The organism is Ktedonospora formicarum, assembly GCF_016587355.1.
Taxonomy (GTDB): Bacteria; Chloroflexota; Ktedonobacteria; order Ktedonobacterales; family Ktedonobacteraceae; genus Ktedonobacter; species Ktedonobacter formicarum.
Genome location: NZ_BNJF01000001.1, coordinates 1,638,562 through 1,659,043 on the forward strand (window position 1 = coordinate 1,638,562; position 20,482 = coordinate 1,659,043).

Genomic DNA, 20,482 nt, shown 5'->3' on the forward strand with positions numbered 1-20,482 from the left:
CAAAACGTTTTTACTTGTTGTGTCTGGAAGGATGGTACGTTGTGACAAAGGTGCGCATCAGTCGCGGTAAATTTGAGCATATACAGGCGTGTGCCAATGAGCGAGGCATCATTGCCGCCGTCGCTATGGATCAGCGTGGCTCGCTCAAGAAGAGCATCGAGAAGCTAGAAGAGGGAAGAGGGACACCAGAAGCCATCGCGGCCTTTAAAAGCAAGGTCTCGCAGGTTCTCACATGCTATGCTAGCGCGATCCTCCTTGACCCCGAATATGGTTTGCCGGCTCTGCGAGAGCGAGCAGAGGGAAGCGGCGCGTTGCTCTCATACGAGGTCACGGGCTATGATCCCCAAGCCGTTGGACGCTTACCACGCCTGCTGGAGCGTTGGAGCGCGCGCAGGTTGGTCGAAGTTGGGGCCGATGTGGTGAAAATCCTCCTGTACTATAATCCCGCTGATGAGGCATGGATTAATGAGAGCAAGCAAGCCTTCGTTGAACGTGTTGGCGACGAGTGCCGCGCGCTCGATATTCCATTCTTTCTGGAGCCTCTGGCCTATGACAACATCCACCAGGAGCAAAGCCTTGAGTTCGCGCGCCTGAAACCAGCATATATACAAACAATCATGCAAGAATTCTCACGCCCCCGCTACGGCATCGATATGCTGAAAGTCGAGGTGCCAATCAACTGCACCTATCTGGCAGGAAGCCTGGCCTATAAGGGCGACGAGGTGGCCTATAATCGACAGGAGGCAAAAGAACATTTCCAGGCTGCCGCCAAGGCCGCCAAACTCCCTTTTATCTACCTGAGTGGCGGAGTCGATGACGCCGTCTTCCGCGAGACACTGGAACTAGCCGCAGAGGCAGGTGTACCATTTAGTGGCGTGTTATGCGGTCGCGCGACCTGGAAAGGTGGTATCCCTGTGTTCGTCAATGAAGGAGAGGCAGCGCTCGAAGCCTGGCTACAAGAGCAGGGTGTACGCAATGTACAGGCTCTCAATGCGGTGCTGGATCGTTGCGCGCAACCCTGGCATACAATCTATGGAGGACTAGACGCGATAGAGATTGTAGAATAGGTGTTTTTTACCAACTCCCAAAGTTAGGTGGCTAATCGGACGTAAGAAGAGGAGTGGCGCAGATAGGTTTTCTTTTGGAGAGCTTATCCGCGCCGCTCCTCTTTGCAAGACATCTGTACTAGAAAAAAGTCTTAGGGTGCAACAACACAAATAGCGTAAACAGAGCATATGCATTAGCTTATACGTATGTTACAATAGTGGACACTCAGAAACAGGCCATATGAAGATTGCGAATGGTAAAAGGATGGAGCCTATGCACCTGGAAGGGATTCAGCTCGGGCGTTACAAGATACTTCACCTATTGGGAAAGGGGGGAATGGGCGAGGTTTATCTTGCGGAAGATCCGCAAGTTGAGCGCAATGTCGCGATCAAAGTCCTCCAGTTGCCTATAAATAACGAAACTGATGCCGGATTACGCCTCTTCAAAAAGGAATTACAGGCGCTCGCTCATCTCAATCATCGCCATATCGTACCCCTCTTCGACTCTGGACAGCAAGACTATCAACAGACAATACTTGCCTACATGGTCATGCCTTTATACGAAGAAGGTACATTAGCCCAATGGTGGCAAGCCAAGCAGAAGGTTCCCCTTTCGCCTGCTGACGTATCTGAGATGGTCATGCAAGCCGCCAGGGCACTCCAACATGCGCATAACCACGGCATCATTCATCGTGATGTAAAACCATCGAACTTCCTTATTCGCACACAAGATACTGAGACTATGGATATTCCAGATTTATTTCTCTCTGATTTCGGCATCGCCAAGCTCTCAACTATCATCACAACTGGTGCGCAAGTACGTGGCACTCCATCATATATGGCCCCAGAGCACTTACGTGGTAACGCGGACTTCTCGAGCGATCAGTACGCGCTCGCGGTCATGGCGTATGAATTATTGACCGGGTGTACACCTTTTCGTGGAGGCCAGATTGAGCTCGCCTACCAGCATATACATGAGCCACCACAGCCACCTAGCCAGCTCAATTCAGCTCTGCCAATCGAGGTCGATGCGGTATTGTACTGCACAAAATGAGAGACAAACATTTCCTCCAAATGCTGCACCAACCCTCAGCGATTCCCTTACACAGAATACCAAGCAGTTTCAATGGGAAGAGAGCGATGATGGTGAGGGAATTTGTGGGTTCAGGGACAAGCACTACTCCATCAAACAGAACATGCGCGGAGACTTAACTACCTGTACTGCGCAAGGTATCAATTTGACCAATTTCGCACTTCAAGTCGAGGTCGCACAAATCCAGGGGCAGAGCGCAGGGCTACTCTTTTACATACAGGATACATTTAGTGCATTCTACGCTTTTCAGATAGATAAAGGCGGAAGCTATCAATTGACCGTCTATACAGATAATACCCGCAGTGGCGCTCGTATTATCCTACGTAACACATCCTCAGCTATTAAGACCGCTCCAGAAGACAACAACGTGCTTGGGCTACGAGCCCATAACGGAAGATTTGATCTTTATATCAATGGTTTCTACATTCAGAGCGCTACTGATAACACATATACGAAGGGGTATCTGGGTCTATTCGTCGATGCGCAATATGACGCCTCAACCGAAGCCGTCTTCAAGAACTTAAAGATATGGGTCGAATAGGGATAGCGGCAACAACTTTATTGACAAGCATGTATGTTACAATGTGGGCAAAATCTCAGCATTAGTTATATAAAGGATATCTCCAGCAGAGGAGTTGCTATGCCAGAAGAGCGAAAGCTTGTCAGTATTCTCTTCGCCGACGTCACAGGATCGACCGCACTAGGTGACACACTTGACCCCGAAGATGTACGTGCCCTGATGGGACGCTACTATGAGCACGCGCGCCATATTATTCCCCGACATGGAGGAATACTGGAGAAATTCATCGGCGACGCCGTGATGGCAATATTTGGCCTACCATCCGCGCACGGCGATGATCCCGAACGCGCTCTCGCGGCAGCACTCGCCTTACGCGAAGCCGTCGCCAATGATGATATCCTCGGCCCCTCCTTCCTCCTACGCATTGGCATAAATATGGGCGAGGTTATGGCAACGATTGATACAAGCAATAACCAGTTTCTGGCAACAGGCGATGCCGTCAACGTCGCCGCTCGACTTGAACAAAACGCCAACCCTGGTGAGATCCTGGCGGGGGAGCGCGTCTACGCCGCCGCCAATCATGCCTTCCTCTTTGAGGAGGCACGCTTGGTCGAGGTCAAGGGTAAGAGCAAGCCCTTGCAAGTCTATCCCTTACAGGGCCAGCGAGCCGCGCAAAGTCGAGCGTCCGCCATTAGTGGGGCGCAAACAAGACTTGATGCAACTAGCCCTCTTACAGGCTCGTGCCCTCGAAGAGGAACGCCCACAACTTGTCTCCATCATCGCTCCTGCTGGAACAGGGAAGACACGCCTACTGGAGGAATTCCTGGCACGCCTTGATTCCGACGATGGCTTTCAGGTATCGACCGCGCGCTGCCTCCCCTATGGACAGACACTCGCCTACTGGCCCTTACGTGGGCTACTTTCCCAATTGATTGATGGAGATATCACACGTGAGCGCGTAGCACACGTCTTCCTGAACGCAATTTACGCAAGACAGGACGCCGAGAGGCTGGCAGACCTGATTCTGGCAACGCTTGGCATCGAAGGCGAGACAACGACCGACCGCGAGAATATCTTCTCCGCCTGGCGATTGCTCATCGAAGTGCTGGCGCAACAAGCCCCACGTATCCTCATCTTCGAGGATCTACATTGGGCCAGTGAAAGCCTCTTTGATCTCGTCGAATACATTACCCACCTGCGCACACAAGCACCTTTGATGCTGATCGCGCTCAGCCGCCCAGAATTGCTGGACCGCCGCCCGAACTGGGGTGGAGGGCAGCAGAACTTCACATCCCTGGCCCTGCAACCGCTCTCGCCGCGCTACACGCAGGAGCTTATCTCTCGCCTGACCCAGGACCTTCCTCAGGCAGTACGCACACGCATCGCTGAGCGCTCCGGGGGCAATCCCTTCTTCGCGCTTGAGTTGCTACGAGGTCTCCAGGAGCGCTCAAATACTTCAGACTCATCTGAGCAACTTCCTGACACAGTCCATGCAGCCGTACAGACCCGCCTGGATCAGCTTTCGCGGCCCGAACGTGACGTACTACAGGTAGCATCAGTCGCAGGTCGTGCCTTCTCAATGACTATGCTGGCGGAAGTATTGAGCGAATATAGTCTAAGCTCACTTCAGCAAGCACTCGATGGGTTATTGGAGCGTGACATACTTGCCCCATCAGAGAGCCATACCTATGCCTTTCGCCATATCCTCTTCCGCGATGTCTCCTATGGTACGCTCGCGCGAACCCAACGCGTCCGACTACATGAGAAACTCGCCGTGTCTCTGGAAAATATCAATGCTACCCACCTCGACGAATACACTGAATTGATCGCCTACCACTACCACGAGGCAGTAACCCTCTCGCGCCAATCGGCGGTACGTACACAACTCCATATCGATACCACCAGGGCCATCGACTTTCTGCGCCGCGCGGCCCGCCTCGCCAGCCATGCGGGAGCCTACACAGAGGCGCAAAACAATATTCAAAGCGCGATAGCTATAGCCTCAGAGAAAGATTTGGTCGAATTACATGAAGCCCTTGGTGATAGTCTCTACTGGTCGCGTACCACCATTGAGGCTTATCACAAAGCCTTCACTTACTGGGAGAAGCAGAATCCAAGCCCTGATGCAGCCCAAAGCTTGATTGGAGCACGAATCCTACGCAAGCTCCTGATCCATTACACACGCGGGGGCCAGTGGGAGCGAATAGAGAGCGGAGCCCAGGAGATTCAACCGCTCCTGAAGCGCGCGCAACAACTAGTCGAGGCCTCGGGGAATGATTACGAGCGCTGGCGTGTGCAGCTCGTTCAGTGTTTCATTCAAATACCAGAACCTACAGATGACGAGCGGCGCGCTCTTCTTCCCCTCACCCTCGATGCGGTAGCATATTTTGAGCAGTTAGGAGACACAACCGCACTCAGCGAGGCGCTTGATGCTCGTACCGCGCTTTATATGCGTCTGTATGATTATTCTCCCATGCTCGAAACGGCGCTCCGCCGCTACGCGATTCCCAACCTCTCCGCTACGGAACGGGGCGACGCGCTCCAGATGATCGCACTTGCTTATCAATTTCTGCACAAATATGAGGAGCTCTTCGATCTGATGCGGCACGAGCTCAAACAAATCCGCCCCGGCCAATCACTGATCCCCTTTGGAGCTTCACTTTCGCAGGTTGTTAATTCAGCATTCACACGGGGTAACTGGTCCCTGATTGAAGAGCTATATCCCCAAATGGAAGAGATACGCGAACAGAGTGGAAATAATCTCAGCACCTTTAGTATGTTTGATGGCTATCTTACATTGACACGTTGGGCACTGGCACGCGAGGATCAACCATTAATCGACGCCATGGGCTCCTTTGTGCGTCGCGCCTCAAACGAGCTCTTCAACATGCGTGAACAGCTTCAGAACATGATAGACGTCTACCAGAGTGATGATATTACCGCCTCGAAGTTTGACCTGACCGAATACAGTGGGGGCACAGCACGTGGCATGCTGCTTTTCTGTATGGAGCATAATCTCTCCTTCCCCCCAAAGCTAGTCGAGAACACACAAACTGACTCTTTCGGGAGAAGTACAATCAATCAAATGAGTGTCGGGATGGCTGAAGCCATGCTCAACAATGATAGCGATGAGTTAGAGAGCCACATCGATCAACTGGAGGAGATGCAGGCGGTCGTGCATGCCGCGCGGATGCGCATTGTGCTGGCTGAGCGAAACGGCGACCGCTCACACCTTGAGCGTGCGCGCTTGATCCTCGAAGGTATCCAGGATCGCCAGTTCCTTCGTCGTCTCAACGATGTAGCTGAGCGTCTACCATAAATAAGGGCGACTATTACAGGTTTCCTTGCGTACGCTTGAGTGCGTTTGCTACAATGAAACCCTGCCGCTCATTTCCTAATTTACCTGAACGGTAGCTAATATAGCTCAGGCCAATGATTGTGCGGCAGGTTTATGAGCAGTCTCTACGAAGCATAGAACGCCCTAGACCATAGAATGTAGAGATACGCTCAACTTTTATCTGGAGGTCTCGCAATGCCCGAGCGACCACGCATTCTTATCACCCAGAAGATACTCCCAGACGCCTATCCACTCTTACAAGCCATAGGAGATGTTGAGGCCAATATGGATGAAGGCGTCATCTGGTCTTCGGACGAACTCCTACGCCGCGCGCCTGGGCACGACTACCTGCTCAGTCTGGTGACGGATACCATCGACGCGAAACTGCTCGAAGCCTGCGCTAACACGACTCCACGCCTGAAGATGGTTGCGAACATGGCGGTGGGCTATAACAATATCGATGTCGAGGCAGCGGCGCGCCTGGGGATCGCGGTCAGTAACACGCCTGGCGTGCTCTCGGATACGACTGCGGACCTGGCTTTTGCTCTCCTCCTAGCAGTGGCTCGGCGTATACCGGAATCTGAGCGCTTCCTACGCGCTGGCAAGTTCACCGGCTGGGGGCCACTCATGTTCTGTGGGACCGATGTCACAGGTGCGACGCTTGGCATCATCGGGGCAGGGCGCATCGGCCAACTGGTAGCAAAGCGTGCCAGTGGCTTCGATATGCGTGTGCTCTATCACAACAGACACCGTCTCGCGCCCGAGGTGGAGACACGTTATGGGCTAACATATACTAAACTCGATGATCTGTTACGTGCCTCAGATTTCGTGAGTCTGCACGCGCCTTACCTGCCCGCGACCCACCACCAAATTGGAGAGCGTGAGCTAGAACTGATGAAGAGCTCGGCCTTCTTGATCAATACCGCACGTGGCCCGGTGGTAGATGAGAAGGCACTTGTACACGCTCTACAGGCAGGAGAGATCGCCGGAGCGGGCCTGGATGTCTTTGAGCGTGAGCCAGCGGTCGAGTCCGAATTGTTGAACATGGAGAACGTTATACTCGTTCCCCATATTGCCAGCGCGACCTATGCCACACGCACACGTATGGCAACAATGGCAGCGCGCAATCTGGTCGCGCACGCCCTGGGCGAGCGCCCACCCAACCTCGTCACCCCATAGAACGCCATCCTCATGAATAGAAAGAGACGATTATCTATGTCACAGATGCCTGCACACCCTCATAATGGCGATTTCCAAAGAGATGTACTGCCAGAGCTTGATCCACCATATCGCCTACTGTTAGGTCCTGGCCCCTGCAATGTGGACCCGCGCGTACTCCGCATTGGGGCCGCGCCCCAGCTTGGGCATCTTGATCCCGCGCTCTTCACTATCATGGCAGAGACAGCCGAGCTGCTACGCTGGATGTTTCAGACCCATAACGCGCTTACCTGCTGTGTCTCCGGCTCAGGTTTTTCAGGGGCGGAAGCTGTGCTTAGCAACCTGCTTGAGCCGGGTGATACCATAATCGCTGGAAGCTTAGGCTTCTTCAGTGGTAAGATCGCCGAAATTTCACAGCGTGCTGGGGCCAACGTTGTGCTTGTTGAGACCGAGCCAGGTACGCCACTGGCGGCCTCCGCACTTGAGAAGGCATTTCAAGAGCATCCCGAAACAAAAATCTTCGCGACAGCCATCGCGGAGACCTCGACAGGCCTCCAACAACCACTCGCGGAACTTGAACGCGTAACCCATGCTCATAACGCCCTCTTCGTGGTTGACTCCGTATGTGGCCTGGGCGGCATCCCGGTCAGCGTCGATGCCATGAAGATTGACGCCTGCTACTCAGGCAGTCAGAAATGCCTGGGAGCACTTCCGGGCTTGGCTCCAGTGACGCTCAATGAGCGCGCGGTCGATACTATCAAACGGCGGCGTACGCCAGTTCAAAGTTATTACCTCGACCTGCTCGCGCTCCACCGCTACTGGAACGAGGATCACGCCTATCACCATACAATTTGTAGTAATCTCGTTTACGGAATGCGCGAGGCGCTACGTCTGGCCCAACAGGAAGGCCTTGAAGCTCGCTTCGCACGACATAAATTGCATGGAGATGCCTTTCAGGCTGGTATTCGCGCCCTGGGTCTCAAGCTTTTAACGCGGCCTGGATATGAGCTCCCAGTACTGACAGCAGTCCTGATCCCCGATGACGTTGACGAGCCAGCTCTGCGCAAAGTGCTGCTTGATGAGTATAGCATCGAGGTTGGTGGAGGTTTGGGCACGTTCAAGGGACGCATGTTCCGCGTTGGTCTGATGGGCTATAACGCACAACGCCAGACCGTCTACACCATGCTTAACACACTTGAGCATGTGTTGCCGAAATGCGGCTATGCCCTTCCCGAGCCAGGTGCAGCTCTCAAAATTGCCGAGGATTTCTATAGTGAGCACGCTCACTAACTCCCCATCGACAAGCGCGGGTGGATGATTAGTCCACTCGTGCTTCGTCATTCTCCTTTTCTCCTTTCTGCAAGCAATAATGTAATGCTATACTGCTGTTAACACTGGTTACCATTTCCCAATAAGTATGAGCAAGGAAGCGAAAGGGCAACTGCGATGACCGACTCAACACCTCTCTCAGATAGTGATGGCGAGCTTGTATTGCAAGCGCAGGAGGGCGATCTAGCAGCAATGGAGGCGCTTTTCGAGCGCCATCAGAGCGATATTTTTCTCTATCTCACACGCCTGCTCGGCGAGAGGTATGCTGAGAGGTTGACGCTAGCAACCTTTCGTAGCGCCTGGGAAGCCCTACCAGGCTTACAACAACCCGCCGACTTCATTCCCTGGCTCTATCGCATCGCCACCAATATCGCTTACGATACACGCTATCAAGGGCCAGGTAGTCGCCCCTGGCCTCTCACTCCGCCCGCTAATGAACCAGCGGGAGAAGATCCGGTCGCACACGCGCTGTACCGCCTCGCATTCTATGATCGCACCAGCCTGCTACTCCATGTAGTCGCTGGTTTTACACTCGCACAGGTAGCATCCTGCCTGGGGCTTTCACTACACCGAGTCCAGATCCATCTTGGCACTGCGACGCAGCGCCTCATAAGCGATCCAGTAATTAATGCCAGAGAAGAGGCAGATGTCGCCCGCCTGATCAAGGCCCTTCCCTCCCCTCGCGTGCGTCTCGCATCACCATTCAACTCTGATAGAACGATGGACGAGGGTATGCTCTCACTGCGCCGCCTCTCAACCTCTACCTCGTATACACGCCCACCTCATCAGCGTATGTTACTACGCCACATACTGACATCCACTTCATTGCTGCTGGTATTTTGCCTGGTTGCATCCGGCTTACTGCTCCTCTTTGCCAATCGTGGACAGTTGCTCGGCTCGATGAACAGAGTACAAACGACCGCCACCCCTACCGCTTATGATGCGCGCGTTGATCGCCCACTTTGCTTCTTCGTCGATCCCGTGTACGATAATAATAGTAATGGTGGTTCCATTTGTAACTCACACCTGTATAGAGATATCAATCAGCAACAGCACGCTCAGGGCGGCTATACGCTTCAATTACAGCAGGCATATATTGACAATAATGCCTTCGCCATGGCTTATACGCTGATTGGTCCCGCGAATAGCACACTTGATGTCTCAGTCAATCTCAATGCAACTCTCTCTATCCAGGGAGCGAGTACATCCTTACTCATTGGGCGCAAATACGCCGCCTCTAGCACCTTCTTTGGGCAGCACAATGCTATTAGCGACGCCTCATACTATTACTTACCACAGACCGCTCTACCATCATCAATTGGGAACGATGATGTGCTAAACCTGATGCTGGAGGTTCGCTCGCTCTGGCTGACCAATCAGAGCTCAGGAAAAACGCTAGCCATTCATTGGCAGGGCTCGGCTCCCTTGCGCTACCAGTTTTCCTTGCGCGAGTCCTGGGGGAAGACATCACGCCAAAATCTCCCACTAGCAATACGCCCTATATACTCAAACGTGCTTTCGTCACTTCCAGTATGACGCATGTGACGCTCACCTGTACAACGGAAGCACTCTGCCAAGAAGCACACAGCATGCGCTTGAACGCCGGACTAAGCGCCTATCTACCTTCAGATACCTTTGTGAAAGGAAAGACCGTAGATATCTATTATCGGGCAACGGTCTTTGAAGGCAATGGACGCTGGTACCTGATTCCACCCGCAAGCTCAAAGCAGAGTTACATCTTTCTCGCGCGGACATAATCTCATTCTCCACCAGGGCCATCTGTTTCGTCTCCTTATGGCCTAGCATATTCGTGTCATATAGAGAGAGATAAACTCGGGCACATCCACACCCTATAACCATTTCAGCCTATTACGGTGTGTTCTTCGCTGCTTTAAAACTATATGATATACATGCCGCAAACAGGAGGCGGAGGAGGCGTTCAAATGACCAATAACAAAACACGTTTAAAAATCGCGCAGATTGCGCCACCCTGGATCTCAATTCCACCGGAGAACTATGGCGGGACTGAAGCTGTACTTAGCAATTTGGTAGAAGAGCTTGTCGCACAAGGCCATGATGTAACCCTCTACGCTCCTGGAGACAGCCAGACCTCGGCACGCCATATCTCCTTCTATCCCCAGGCTCTATTGAATGAAGGTACACCATGGCAGGCCCATCTCAAAGCCTACTTTCACCTGCACAAAGCGCTTCAGCATATCCAGCAGGAAGATAATTATGATATTGTGCATGGACATCTCTCGTCAATGAGCGATATGTACCTCCTGCCACTACTAGCTTCCCTAACAATACCCCATGTCATCACCATGCATAGCCATATGCCCTTTGATAGAGTAGGCGATTGGCACGGAGACGCTGATAATTACTTCTTTTATGAATGGGGACACGCCTGTCCACTGGTCACCATCAGCCGCAGCGCTTGTCGTGTAGAAACCGGGCATGCCCCTCTTAATGCTCTCGGCGTAGTATATAACGGCATTAATATGCGTGAGTACGAGATACCAGAAGGGACAGAAGTTGAGCCCTATTTTGTGTGGCTAGGACGCTTCTCTCCCGAGAAGGGAGCACATCACGCTATCAAGGTCGCACAACGTGCGGAGGTGCCACTATATCTCGCGGGAACAGTCGACAATTCAAGCGAAGAGGCAGAACGCTACTTTCGCGAAGAGATTGAGCCACACTTTGACGACGCGCATGTACGCTACCTTGGAGCACTAGACCTGGAGGGAAAGCGGAAAGTCTTTAGCCGCGCCAGTGGCTTCCTTAATCCTATTGAATGGGAAGAACCATTTGGTATGGTCATGGTAGAGGCTATGGCCCTGGGCTGTCCCGTCATCACCTTCGGACGTGGGGCCGCACCCGAAGTGGTAAGCAATGGAGTGAGCGGGTTCGTCGTCGACGACCTCGACGGTATGATTGAAGCCATACCGCGTGTCTCCAAGCTTGATCGCGCACAGGTACGCGAGCACGTCAGTATGCACTTCTCCGCGAACGCGATGGCAAACGCCTATATGAATATCTATCGCCAACTCATACCCGAAACAGAGCAATCCGAACGCTGTATCCTTCCTACCAATCAACCAAGCTAAACACGATAGCAACAAGAAATAAAAGCAGGCGATCAACGCATGTCTTCAACCACGTTATCGCCTGCTCCCTTTATGCGTATGAACGAATCAAAACTATAAGAAAGCAGATCATATATATACTGCTTAGTTCTTCACACCTACAATGAGTGCGGTTGGAAGATCGAAGGAGAATACTCCCTCTTCCTCAGCCACGCGAAGAGCCGCGCGAACTTCCGGTGTTGTGGTAGTCAAAAGACGCTCGATACGCTCGACACTAGCTGCGGGAGTGCGCATACGCTGTGTCCAGGTTGGCACATCCAGGCGAAGACCCCAGATACGTACAGTCTGCCCATCAATACCAGCCTCTTCGAGCAATGTAAGCCACTCGGAAGTTGAATGATTGCGCACATGCGAGGGATCACGCAGAACCTCGATCTCATGGAGGAGCGCGGTCTGTGCTTCATTGTCAGGCGAAATAGTGTCGATGAGAACCAGCCTCCCCCCTGGCTTGAGCACACGTGCCCACTCACTGACCACACACGCGATATCCACAAAGTGATGCGCGGAGAAGCGGCACGCCACAACATCGACGCTCCCATCAGCCAGAGGAAGCGCATGTGCGTCGCCCTCGACAAAGCGCACGTTATCGATGCCTCGCTCATGGGCTAGTTGTTTTCCCCCCTCCAGCATAGACACAGTAAAGTCAATGGCAATAACTTCGCGAGTATGGGGAGCCAGAGCCAGGGCAGTATGACCCGTTCCAGTTGCGACATCAACCACGGTCTCGTCACCTTGAAGCCTGGCTGCTTCTACCAGCCAGGCCAAATCTGGCCCCTGCGCGTGCACAGTACTGGTCACATACTCATGGGCTGCCACTCCAAAGTTGTTCTGAATAAGCTGGTTACGCTCACTCGCGCTTGCCTGCTGCCCACTACTAGCTTGAGTTTCTTCCTGAGACATATGCACCTTTCTTTCTATACTGGCTATACATGCGTTCTGTTCACCAGTATAGCGAGCAAGAGATGATATTGTCTAATACTTATTATGTCATCCAGTGATAATCTAAAGGCATCACTGATCAAGGAAGGTTTCTATATCGTCGCGTCGGGGCTTTGCCCTGACGCTCATTATCTACTCCTAGCAGTTGAGCACCTATCTCACTGAACTTCGGCAAGAGCTTTCTGATACGCGATATCAAGCGCCTCCTCTTTGGTCGTGATGATATCGGGCTGGACGCCAACCCCCTCCCAATTTGTTCCACTGATCGGGTTAACTGCGCGAACAAGGGGAATAAAAGCCTCGAAGTGCGCGCTGATGGGAAAGCGAAGTCCTGCGTGCGCTCCCCCACCCGTCGTCACACCAATGACAAGCGCGCGCTTGAGTTGCTGGAGATTGTAGGTAAACTCCTCCGCCGCTGAGAAGGTGTGCTCACTAGTAAGTAGGTAGACTGGCTTATCCAGATAGCGAGGACCCGGCACATAGGGCAACACCCAATACTGTTGGAGTAGATCTTTGCGTCGATCATACAGCCCATTGAGCTGAATGTTCTCAGAGAGGAAGGCATCAAAAAAATAGCTGGCAAGGAACTGTACCATAGCTGGTTCACCTCCACCATTGGAGCGAAGATCTATGATCAGTGCCTTTGTTGGGGCCAGGAAAGTCATAGCCGCATTCATGCTCTCACCCGCGACGGCTGGATGCACAAATTCATTGAACTGGAAATAGCCGATATTGCCATCCAACACTTCAAGCTTTTTCAAGCCATAGTTCTGCTCGCGCTTCTGATATATGCGCTCAATTTCTTCAGGTGTATATGTCTCATCCTCTTCGAGGTGATCCACAACGCCCTCCGGACGGTAATAGAGGCGCAGGTGTTTATCATGGCTCACCACACGCAGATGTTCAGTAATCATCTGCGCGAGAAGATTCCCATCGCTGATGTCAGCATAAATTCCCTTGTCGAGGTGTTGATACAGGGCAGTTGCGATCTCCCGTGCCTTCTCAGGAAATACATACTTCTCTTCAAGCTGTCGAACCAAGCTCTCAATGAGCTCATTGAGAGAGAAATGTTGCGGTCCTACTTCAGTAATCTGCATCTCTTGGCTCCTTTATGTGCCTATTCTAATAACCAACATATGCAACTTCTCTATGTTCACAGCATATGGTAGGATGAGGCAAAATACAACTTTTTAGCTAATGAGCGAATCAGAGAGCGAGGAGCCATGACTCACATCATCCATCTCGATTCATTGCAACTAGAGCAATTGGCTTTCAGTTACTCTCCTCTATACGAAGTTATCCACAGCCTGCGTTTGCTCAATCTGAGCGGACAACATCCACTACATCTCCCCTGGGTTCTACGCATGCGACAGCAGGTACTCACGTGAGCGCGCGAACTTCATCCTGCATCTTTTCAGATAGTTGAGGAGTTGTTGACTGATCGAGAAGAGAGCCATCAACGATTGGATACAATCTTTCAGGCTCCATGATGACAAAAAGAGCGAGTACGCACCGTGTCGTATGCGTACTCGCTCTCATTGGAAGGTCTGGCCCGGAAGGCCCGCGTGGGGGGACCGCAAAACCCCACTCAGGCCAACCGGGGGTGAGGGAGCAAAAGGGACGGTGTGGTGTATGAGTTCACCAATCCCGCTCAACCTCGCCGGTTCAATCAGGCGTTAACCATCTCGCGCTCGCTCTCCCTGGGCTTTATGATCGGCATTGGAGCCGAAGCCACCATCAGGATATAGCCAGTCGCCAGGATCGAAGAAACATCGATGCCAAATTTTTTGAGCTTAATGCGCGTTCGCGAAAGAGCATCGCGAATGGGACGCATCTCCTGATCCCAGAGCCCCTCTTCCAGGGCCTCATCAAGCTTCTTACGGCTCTGCTCAACCGTCTCTTCAGAGATACGTCCGTTATAGAAGCTGGCATATAGTGCCTCATAAGGGCAATAGTAAGGAAACATCTCTAGCAACGGCAGGAGAACACTCATCTCAGTGCCAGTAAATTGCTCCTGTGCTACCATCAGCAGACGATCATCATCATATGCAAGATATGAAAGCGTGCCGAACTTAGGGTTCAGCGCCATGATGTGTCCCTGCGGTAACGCATCCTGCAACGAGAAGTGTAAGATATCATTATCCTGCCGCAGATCGCTTGAGGCCGTCTTGCTCTTATTGCGTGCGTAAACCCTCTGCATAACTTTTCTCCCTCTCTGCTGTCTGCGTAACGTGTGTGCCGCTCGCCTTACAATCTCTTACACTCGCTACAGGACCGCTCTACAAGCTCCCCCCTTATATGAAAACCTGAGCACCGCTCCAGCTACCGTTCAGGCAGCTTTGGTTTTCGTATAAGATCTTCGTTATGCCTCATCTATACACTTATAGATTCGGAGTACTCATCGCTAACAAGTAGCCACAGGCCATGATACCTATGATTCCCAGTACCAGTAAGGCCAGCAGCCAGAGGAAGAGACGCTTCGCCGGGCGCTTCTCTTCTGCCTGTACATCTAGCATTGATGCCCGCTCCTCGTGCGAGACAGCTAATGCAGACATATTCGCCTCGGTATGCACGCTCTTACCAGCCTCGTAGATCCACTCTATGATCTCGCTCTCGGGTAGCTCAGGCTCAATACGTGAGCCCGCTGCCTTAAAGACATCGAGAACCTCTGGTGACTCCCAGGCACCTTCCCAGACGTATTCGTCGGTATGGCGAGTTTCGCTTTCCAACGGCACCAGTGCCACACTATGTATGCCACGCCGTCCTCGCTGGTCTCGCGCGGAAGCGTCCCATACGCTGTGCCTTTGATGTCGTATCTGCATTGCTACACCTCACCAGGGAACCTGAGTGACATCTACAACCCAATGATCTACATGAAAGGTGCCAGGGAAGAGTGACCCAGTGAACCGGCTCGCATTCAATCCTTTGAATGTGCATGGCTTAGGCTGGGTATGAAGCCGCTCGCCTGGAATGCTTTGGTGAGCTTCACAGAACATCTTGAAACACCCTGTGTTCCGCTTCCCCCACCCAATCTTCTCGAAAGCCCGAGCGCTAATGCTAGTCACAATAGTGACGTTGGCTTTCATTGAAGACCATAAGCACATCTCCTCTTGAGCTTGGCCCCATTGCGCCTGCCCGCACCTCACCATGCCCGATACCCCAGAACTTCAAACCTCTTCCCTTCGCCTGTATCCACCTTCTGCGTAATCCCTTACGTTCAGCCGGTGGATTTACTGTTCTAATTATGCCTGATGAACATGTACAGAGCAAAGATCATATGTTATCATTCAATTAAACATATTTATCATTTTCGCGCGGCACAGAAAGGAATGCCAGGTGAATAACATTCCAATAACTGAGCCACAGCCACGCCTCAGGCTCACCGAAGCACGCATAGCACGCTCACTCTCCCAACAAGAAGTGGCAGAACAGATCGGGAGTACACATGTCAACGTAAGCCGTTGGGAGCGTGGTATCACCCGTCCTAATCCCTATTTTCGCCGTAAGCTCTGCCAGCTCTTTGGCAGGACAACAGAAGAACTCGATCTTGCCCCCAGTTCTTCGGATACGCCTGTACGTGCTAATGTCGAGCCAGAGGAGAATGAGGTTGCTCCTCAGAATGAGACCACAACTTCTGAAGTTCAGAGTACGGTTATCATTGACTCGGCAATCCCTCTCCTACCCGCGATCCGCCTTGTGGGTCGCGACGATGAGCTAGCTGACATCAAGAAGCGCCTCTTTGCGGGGGAAATGTTGCCTTGACCGCTCTCAATGGGCTCCCTGGTGTCGGCAAGACAACACTCTCAATCGCACTCGCGCACGACCGTGAAGTGCGCGCGCATTTCCGCGATGGTATCCTGTGGGCTGGTATCGGTCCTAATCCGAATGTGCCGGGCCTCTTAAGTCGCTGGGGTACGCTCCTGGGTATTTCCGCGACGGAAATGGCCTCGCTTAGCGATAGCGATGCCTGGGCACGCGCCATCCATAACGCTATCGGTGAGCGCTATATGCTCCTGGTTATCGACGATGCCTGGCGTACAGAGGAAGCTTTGGCCTTCAAAGTTGGAGGCCCCAATTGCGCGCACCTGCTCACCACGCGCTATCCTGAGATAGCGTCTTTTATCGCTCTCGACGGCGCGAAGAAGATCCAGGCTCTCAATGATGAGGAGAGCATGACACTCCTACGCCTGCTCGCGCCTGGCGTTGTCGACCGTGAGGCACAGAAGGCTCATGACCTTGTCCATGCCGTAGGTGGTCTTCCCCTCGCGTTGACGCTCATGGGTAACTATCTGCGCAAGCAGACGCATAGCGGGCAATCGCGCCGTGTAACAGCCGCCCTTGAGCGCCTGAGCAATATCGAAGAGCGCTTACAAATCGAGGAGCCACATGGCCCTGTCGAGACGCATCCCAGTCTTACGCCCGATGCCCAACTCTCACTACGCTCGGTCATAGCCGTGACAGATCAACAGCTTGGTGAGGCAACGCGCGCGGCCCTCTATGCCCTCGCGGTCTTCCCACCGCGCCCTGGCAGCTTCTCAGAGGAGGCAGCGCTCGCTGTCGCCGCCTGTGATGTCGATACGCTCGATGCGCTTATCGATATCGGCATTCTTGAGAGCAGTGGTGCCAGCCGCTATACCCTACATCAGACCATCCGCGATTACGCCTACTTGCAACTGCGCGCCACACCCGATCATGATCCCGCTTACCGTCGCCTCGTCGAATACGCCTGCGACTTCCTGGCCCACAATAATGGTAACTATGAACAATTAGAGCAGGAAAGCACAACCATTATCACGGCCCTTGACTACGCGCACCAGCTTGAAATGCGATCCAAACTAGTCCAGGGCGCCATTGCCTTCGCCCCTTATCTACAGCTACGCGGCTTCTATGCCCAGGCAGAACAACATCTCCAACGCGCCGAGCAGGCCGCCACCACCCTCGATGACCAGCATGCCCTGGCGACTATTCGCCTCTATATGGGTCAGGTCCTCCACCAGCAAGGCAAATTCGCCCAGGCCGAAGCCATCTTCCAGCAGGGACTTACCCTCGCTCGTCACCTTAACGACCCTGAGCAGGTCAGCGCCTTCCTTAACTACCTCGGCTGGGTCACCTGGAAAATGGGCAACTATTCCCAAGCCGAAACTTATCTACAAGAAGGCTTGAGTATCGCTCGCGAGCTGAGCGATAGGAAGCGAATCAGTGGAATACTCAAAGTGCTAGGCTCTGTTGCAGGCATGCGCGGAGAATATGCACAAGCGGAGACTTATTTGCAAGAGGGACTGAACATTACACAACAATTAGATGATGAGGAACAGACAAGTACTATATTAATGAATATTGGTTTCAACGCTGGGCAACAAGGAAATTATTTGCAAGCAAAAAGGTACTTTCAGGAAGGTTTGGAATCAGCACGAAAAATAGGCCATAGAGAACGAACAAGTGCTCTGCTTGCAAATCTGGGGGGGCCGAAATGGAAATGGGAAATTACCATCAGGCCGAAATGTATCTGAAAGAGGGGCTTAGTATTGCCCGTCAGATAGAACATCGAGAATGGACATGTGTTTTAATCATAAATTTGGGGCTAACCACTAGTAAACAAGGCATGTACGATCAAGCCGAAATATATCTACAGGAGGGATTAGTTTTATCACGCCAAATAGGCATACCGCACATGACAGCCTTAGCGCTTAACGAATTTGGGAACTTGCTTCTTAGCAAGAAAAAAGTGCAAAAAGCAAAGAGCGTTTTTACAGAAATGCTAGAAACACTCCCTCAGGGAGGGCTAGATCTCAAAGCCCTAGCGCAATATGGGTTGGCACGAGTCGCAGCAGAACAAGGGGATACGCAAAATGCAAGAGCCCTTGGACTTCAAAGTGCTGACCTGTTAGAACAAATAGGTCATGGCAATGCAGAAGAAGTACGCCACTGGCTAAGGGCCATTGAGACTACTTAATCACCTCATAATAGGGAGCAACGGCGAGCTATGGTGCGCTACCCCCTAGAAATTTTAGCACCTGTATTAGTCTCAATAGAAACAGCCACTCTCAAATGCTGATCACCAAATTTATATGTATCGCCAATCTGAGCTGAGTTTAAATGCCAGGCCAGAAAATATTTGGCTTTACATTCGGCGTAGGCGTCACTTGCTCTGTGGTAGTATGCTTTGAGTCAACTCCTGCGGCATGAGTATAAGTAATCGAGCCAATGGCAATAACAGTAATTACAATCAGCAAGACGATCAGCGGCACAATCCAACGCAGCAAATTTTTGAACATACAAATCTCTCTACCTTTCCCTTGGGTCACAGCTTCGTACCCTTCACTTGAAGTACCGGCATCCCTCTCTCTGGCCTTAACTCCCGGCCAGCTTACATTCATAGATACTCACTCTTAGATATAAAACTCCCTCAGCAGCCCCGGCCAGCAGATCCCTCGCCCCACAGTCCGGCTCATATACGAGAGGCCGAATCTCTCCACTATCATGACCAATTTTATTTACCGCTGCCTAGCATACTCTCTTTTATGCCCATACTTCAAGGTTAGCTACGGATCTATCCCCCAAAATTACTGCCATGTGCTTTTTTTGTGCTTCAACTACACATGGTTCAAAATGAACATATCTTCTTCGTGCAGTGCGCTCAATTCCAGCCTGTTCCAGATATGTATGCTCTCACGACAACTGGGTGAACTGCCATAAGAAGAGCTACACAATCCGCGCGAACGGTGCTCGCGACCTCCAGCATACAGGTATAGGTGAGCCAACCTCTATGCCGCCGCGAACCTGCTAGCTGCGATTCAACCCGACTAGAAATCCTCGAATACTTCACATCCCCCTCTGGGTGTCGAAGGTGGTGTGTCACATTTCCAATTTCTTCGGGTACCTGTGTCTTATACCTCAGTATCGATACCTAGAAAAGATAGTATAAGATTTTTTCTTGATCGTCAGGTTTTTAAAGACTTCCCTACAAAAAAGTACCAAAAGAGCTAGCATAGTACTGGAAAAGATAAAAATATACCTGCCCGGTAGGCCTGTGAGCCATTATTGTAGCATAAAAACCGCAATTGCCGTTACTATTTGAGGCATGATTCGCTCCAAAACATTGCTAAAAACTGGTATATCCTCGTTTCTGCCTTCAACATTTGGAACGTCATTGGTACTATCGGAACATCAAATTCCTGTGAGTATTCCATGTAACCATTGTCTTTCAGAAAGACAATCATGGGAGTTGACGTCCTTAAGGTGAGAGGACTAAACTGGCATAGAAAGGAAAGAGGTCAAAATGATTGCCTGGACCATCCAATTAGAAGCGAACTGGCTCAAGCTACAACGAGATGGGGTACTCTATGGCCCCCAGGCTACCACAGAATATTCTCTGCATAACCAGGAGTTTCTCGCGGCTTATGATTGGATGACAGCTCAATTGGAGCAGCGCATTGGACCACGTCCGCTTACAGGTCAATTTCCGCTGTGGGCTTGGTATCAATATGAGAGCGCCCAACAACGTCGGCCCGATCTACGGCATGTTGGTCACATAGGCCATGGAGAAAGAGGAGTCCGCATCGAATTTCACATTGATGAACAAGATATCCTCCTCTCTGGTTTCGATGAATGGCATTGTGTATTAAACAATCACTACCTTGCCCTCAATGAGATAGACGACCAGAGCTTCTATACAGCGTTTGATCCAATTCGTATCAAGCGTGGACAAGACGAGGCTATGCATCAATTTCGGGAACAAATTGTCTCAAGCTGGGAACGTATTTTTGATCTGGACCTAAACCGCTTCACGCAGGAGGACTGGTGGGCAGCGCGCGAAGACAAATCCATTCAGGGGACATTCTGGGCACTACATCTTGAGCAGGTACGCACAACCACGCTCTTTATCGGTCGCTGACACTTAATATGCCAGTAAGA

19 protein-coding genes and 1 pseudogene are annotated in these 20,482 nt (G+C 51.9%); 15 read left to right on the top strand and 5 right to left on the bottom strand.

Features of this window, described 5'->3' with window-relative positions; all coding sequences use genetic code 11:
* The first annotated feature begins 41 nt into the window (after positions 1–41).
* The 10 genes and pseudogenes from K3T82_RS07085 to K3T82_RS07125 all read left to right on the top strand — a co-directional run bounded on the left by K3T82_RS07085 (position 42) and on the right by K3T82_RS07125 (position 11,590).
* Entirely contained in the window at positions 42–1,067 is a 1,026-nt protein-coding gene (locus K3T82_RS07085; RefSeq protein ID WP_236031034.1) for a tagatose 1,6-diphosphate aldolase, read from the top strand.
* A gap of 253 nt (positions 1,068–1,320) precedes the next feature.
* A complete protein-coding gene (locus K3T82_RS07090; RefSeq protein WP_220192783.1) occupies positions 1,321–2,100 on the top strand; it encodes a serine/threonine protein kinase in 780 nt (259 codons plus the stop codon).
* Between the two features lie 142 nt (positions 2,101–2,242).
* The gene (locus K3T82_RS07095; protein ID WP_220192784.1) at positions 2,243–2,680 is read left to right on the top strand and encodes a 3-keto-alpha-glucoside-1,2-lyase-like domain-containing protein; all 438 of its coding nucleotides are present in this window, start codon (positions 2,243–2,245) and stop codon (positions 2,678–2,680) included.
* A 99-nt stretch (positions 2,681–2,779) separates the two neighbouring features.
* Positions 2,780–3,298 (top strand): annotated as a pseudogene (locus K3T82_RS47540) (adenylate/guanylate cyclase domain-containing protein); the annotation flags it as partial.
* A gap of 76 nt (positions 3,299–3,374) precedes the next feature.
* Positions 3,375–5,978 carry an ATP-binding protein gene (locus K3T82_RS07100; RefSeq protein WP_220192785.1) on the top strand — a complete coding sequence of 868 codons (2,604 nt, stop codon included), beginning with the start codon at positions 3,375–3,377 and terminating at the stop codon, positions 5,976–5,978.
* 213 nt (positions 5,979–6,191) lie between these two features.
* Complete coding sequence (locus K3T82_RS07105; protein ID WP_220192786.1) at positions 6,192–7,175, top strand: 2-hydroxyacid dehydrogenase; 984 nt, start codon at positions 6,192–6,194, stop codon at positions 7,173–7,175.
* 36 nt (positions 7,176–7,211) lie between these two features.
* The gene (locus tag K3T82_RS07110) at positions 7,212–8,444 is read left to right on the top strand and encodes a pyridoxal-phosphate-dependent aminotransferase family protein (RefSeq protein WP_220192787.1); all 1,233 of its coding nucleotides are present in this window, start codon (positions 7,212–7,214) and stop codon (positions 8,442–8,444) included.
* A gap of 156 nt (positions 8,445–8,600) precedes the next feature.
* On the top strand, positions 8,601–10,019 hold the full coding sequence (locus K3T82_RS07115; protein WP_220192788.1) for an RNA polymerase sigma factor: 1,419 nt from the start codon (positions 8,601–8,603) through the stop codon (positions 10,017–10,019).
* Positions 10,020–10,072: 53 nt separating this feature from the next.
* Complete coding sequence (locus tag K3T82_RS07120) at positions 10,073–10,240, top strand: hypothetical protein (RefSeq protein ID WP_220192789.1); 168 nt, start codon at positions 10,073–10,075, stop codon at positions 10,238–10,240.
* Positions 10,241–10,426: 186 nt separating this feature from the next.
* On the top strand, positions 10,427–11,590 hold the full coding sequence (locus tag K3T82_RS07125) for a glycosyltransferase family 4 protein (protein ID WP_220192790.1): 1,164 nt from the start codon (positions 10,427–10,429) through the stop codon (positions 11,588–11,590).
* A gap of 123 nt (positions 11,591–11,713) precedes the next feature.
* Here K3T82_RS07125 and K3T82_RS07130 read toward each other — a convergent pair whose 3' ends face one another.
* Positions 11,714–12,529 (bottom strand): class I SAM-dependent methyltransferase, encoded by an 816-nt coding sequence (locus tag K3T82_RS07130; protein ID WP_220192791.1) that lies wholly within the window; start codon positions 12,527–12,529, stop codon positions 11,714–11,716.
* Positions 12,530–12,726: 197 nt separating this feature from the next.
* Positions 12,727–13,665, bottom strand: coding sequence for a S41 family peptidase (locus K3T82_RS07135; protein ID WP_220192792.1), 939 nt, complete (start codon positions 13,663–13,665; stop codon positions 12,727–12,729).
* A gap of 126 nt (positions 13,666–13,791) precedes the next feature.
* Here K3T82_RS07135 and K3T82_RS07140 point away from each other — a divergent pair, with 126 nt between their 5' ends.
* Complete coding sequence (locus tag K3T82_RS07140) at positions 13,792–13,956, top strand: hypothetical protein (protein WP_220192793.1); 165 nt, start codon at positions 13,792–13,794, stop codon at positions 13,954–13,956.
* A gap of 281 nt (positions 13,957–14,237) precedes the next feature.
* On the opposite strand, the gene K3T82_RS07145 is transcribed toward K3T82_RS07140, so the two are convergent.
* Together K3T82_RS07145 and K3T82_RS07150 are read right to left on the bottom strand one after the other, a co-directional pair.
* On the bottom strand, positions 14,238–14,768 hold the full coding sequence (locus K3T82_RS07145; protein WP_220192794.1) for a hypothetical protein: 531 nt from the start codon (positions 14,766–14,768) through the stop codon (positions 14,238–14,240).
* 181 nt (positions 14,769–14,949) lie between these two features.
* Positions 14,950–15,390 carry a hypothetical protein gene (locus K3T82_RS07150; RefSeq protein WP_220192795.1) on the bottom strand — a complete coding sequence of 147 codons (441 nt, stop codon included), beginning with the start codon at positions 15,388–15,390 and terminating at the stop codon, positions 14,950–14,952.
* A 514-nt stretch (positions 15,391–15,904) separates the two neighbouring features.
* Here K3T82_RS07150 and K3T82_RS07155 point away from each other — a divergent pair.
* The 3 genes from K3T82_RS07155 to K3T82_RS07165 are packed head-to-tail and all read left to right on the top strand — an operon-like array spanning position 15,905 to position 18,521.
* Complete coding sequence (locus tag K3T82_RS07155; RefSeq protein WP_220192796.1) at positions 15,905–16,330, top strand: helix-turn-helix domain-containing protein; 426 nt, start codon at positions 15,905–15,907, stop codon at positions 16,328–16,330.
* The gene (locus tag K3T82_RS07160; RefSeq protein WP_220192797.1) at positions 16,327–18,078 is read left to right on the top strand and encodes a tetratricopeptide repeat protein; all 1,752 of its coding nucleotides are present in this window, start codon (positions 16,327–16,329) and stop codon (positions 18,076–18,078) included. Before K3T82_RS07155 ends, K3T82_RS07160 begins: the two co-directional genes overlap by 4 nt.
* On the top strand, positions 18,039–18,521 hold the full coding sequence (locus K3T82_RS07165) for a tetratricopeptide repeat protein (RefSeq protein ID WP_220192798.1): 483 nt from the start codon (positions 18,039–18,041) through the stop codon (positions 18,519–18,521). The genes K3T82_RS07160 and K3T82_RS07165 overlap by 40 nt, the downstream gene beginning before the upstream one ends.
* Positions 18,522–18,660: 139 nt before the next feature.
* On the opposite strand, the gene K3T82_RS07170 is transcribed toward K3T82_RS07165, so the two are convergent.
* Positions 18,661–18,843, bottom strand: a complete 183-nt coding sequence (locus K3T82_RS07170) for a hypothetical protein (RefSeq protein ID WP_220192799.1) — start codon at positions 18,841–18,843, stop codon at positions 18,661–18,663.
* 1,004 nt (positions 18,844–19,847) lie between these two features.
* Here K3T82_RS07170 and K3T82_RS07175 point away from each other — a divergent pair.
* On the top strand, positions 19,848–20,462 hold the full coding sequence (locus K3T82_RS07175) for a DUF3841 domain-containing protein (RefSeq protein WP_220192800.1): 615 nt from the start codon (positions 19,848–19,850) through the stop codon (positions 20,460–20,462).
* The last annotated feature ends 20 nt before the right edge of the window (positions 20,463–20,482 follow it).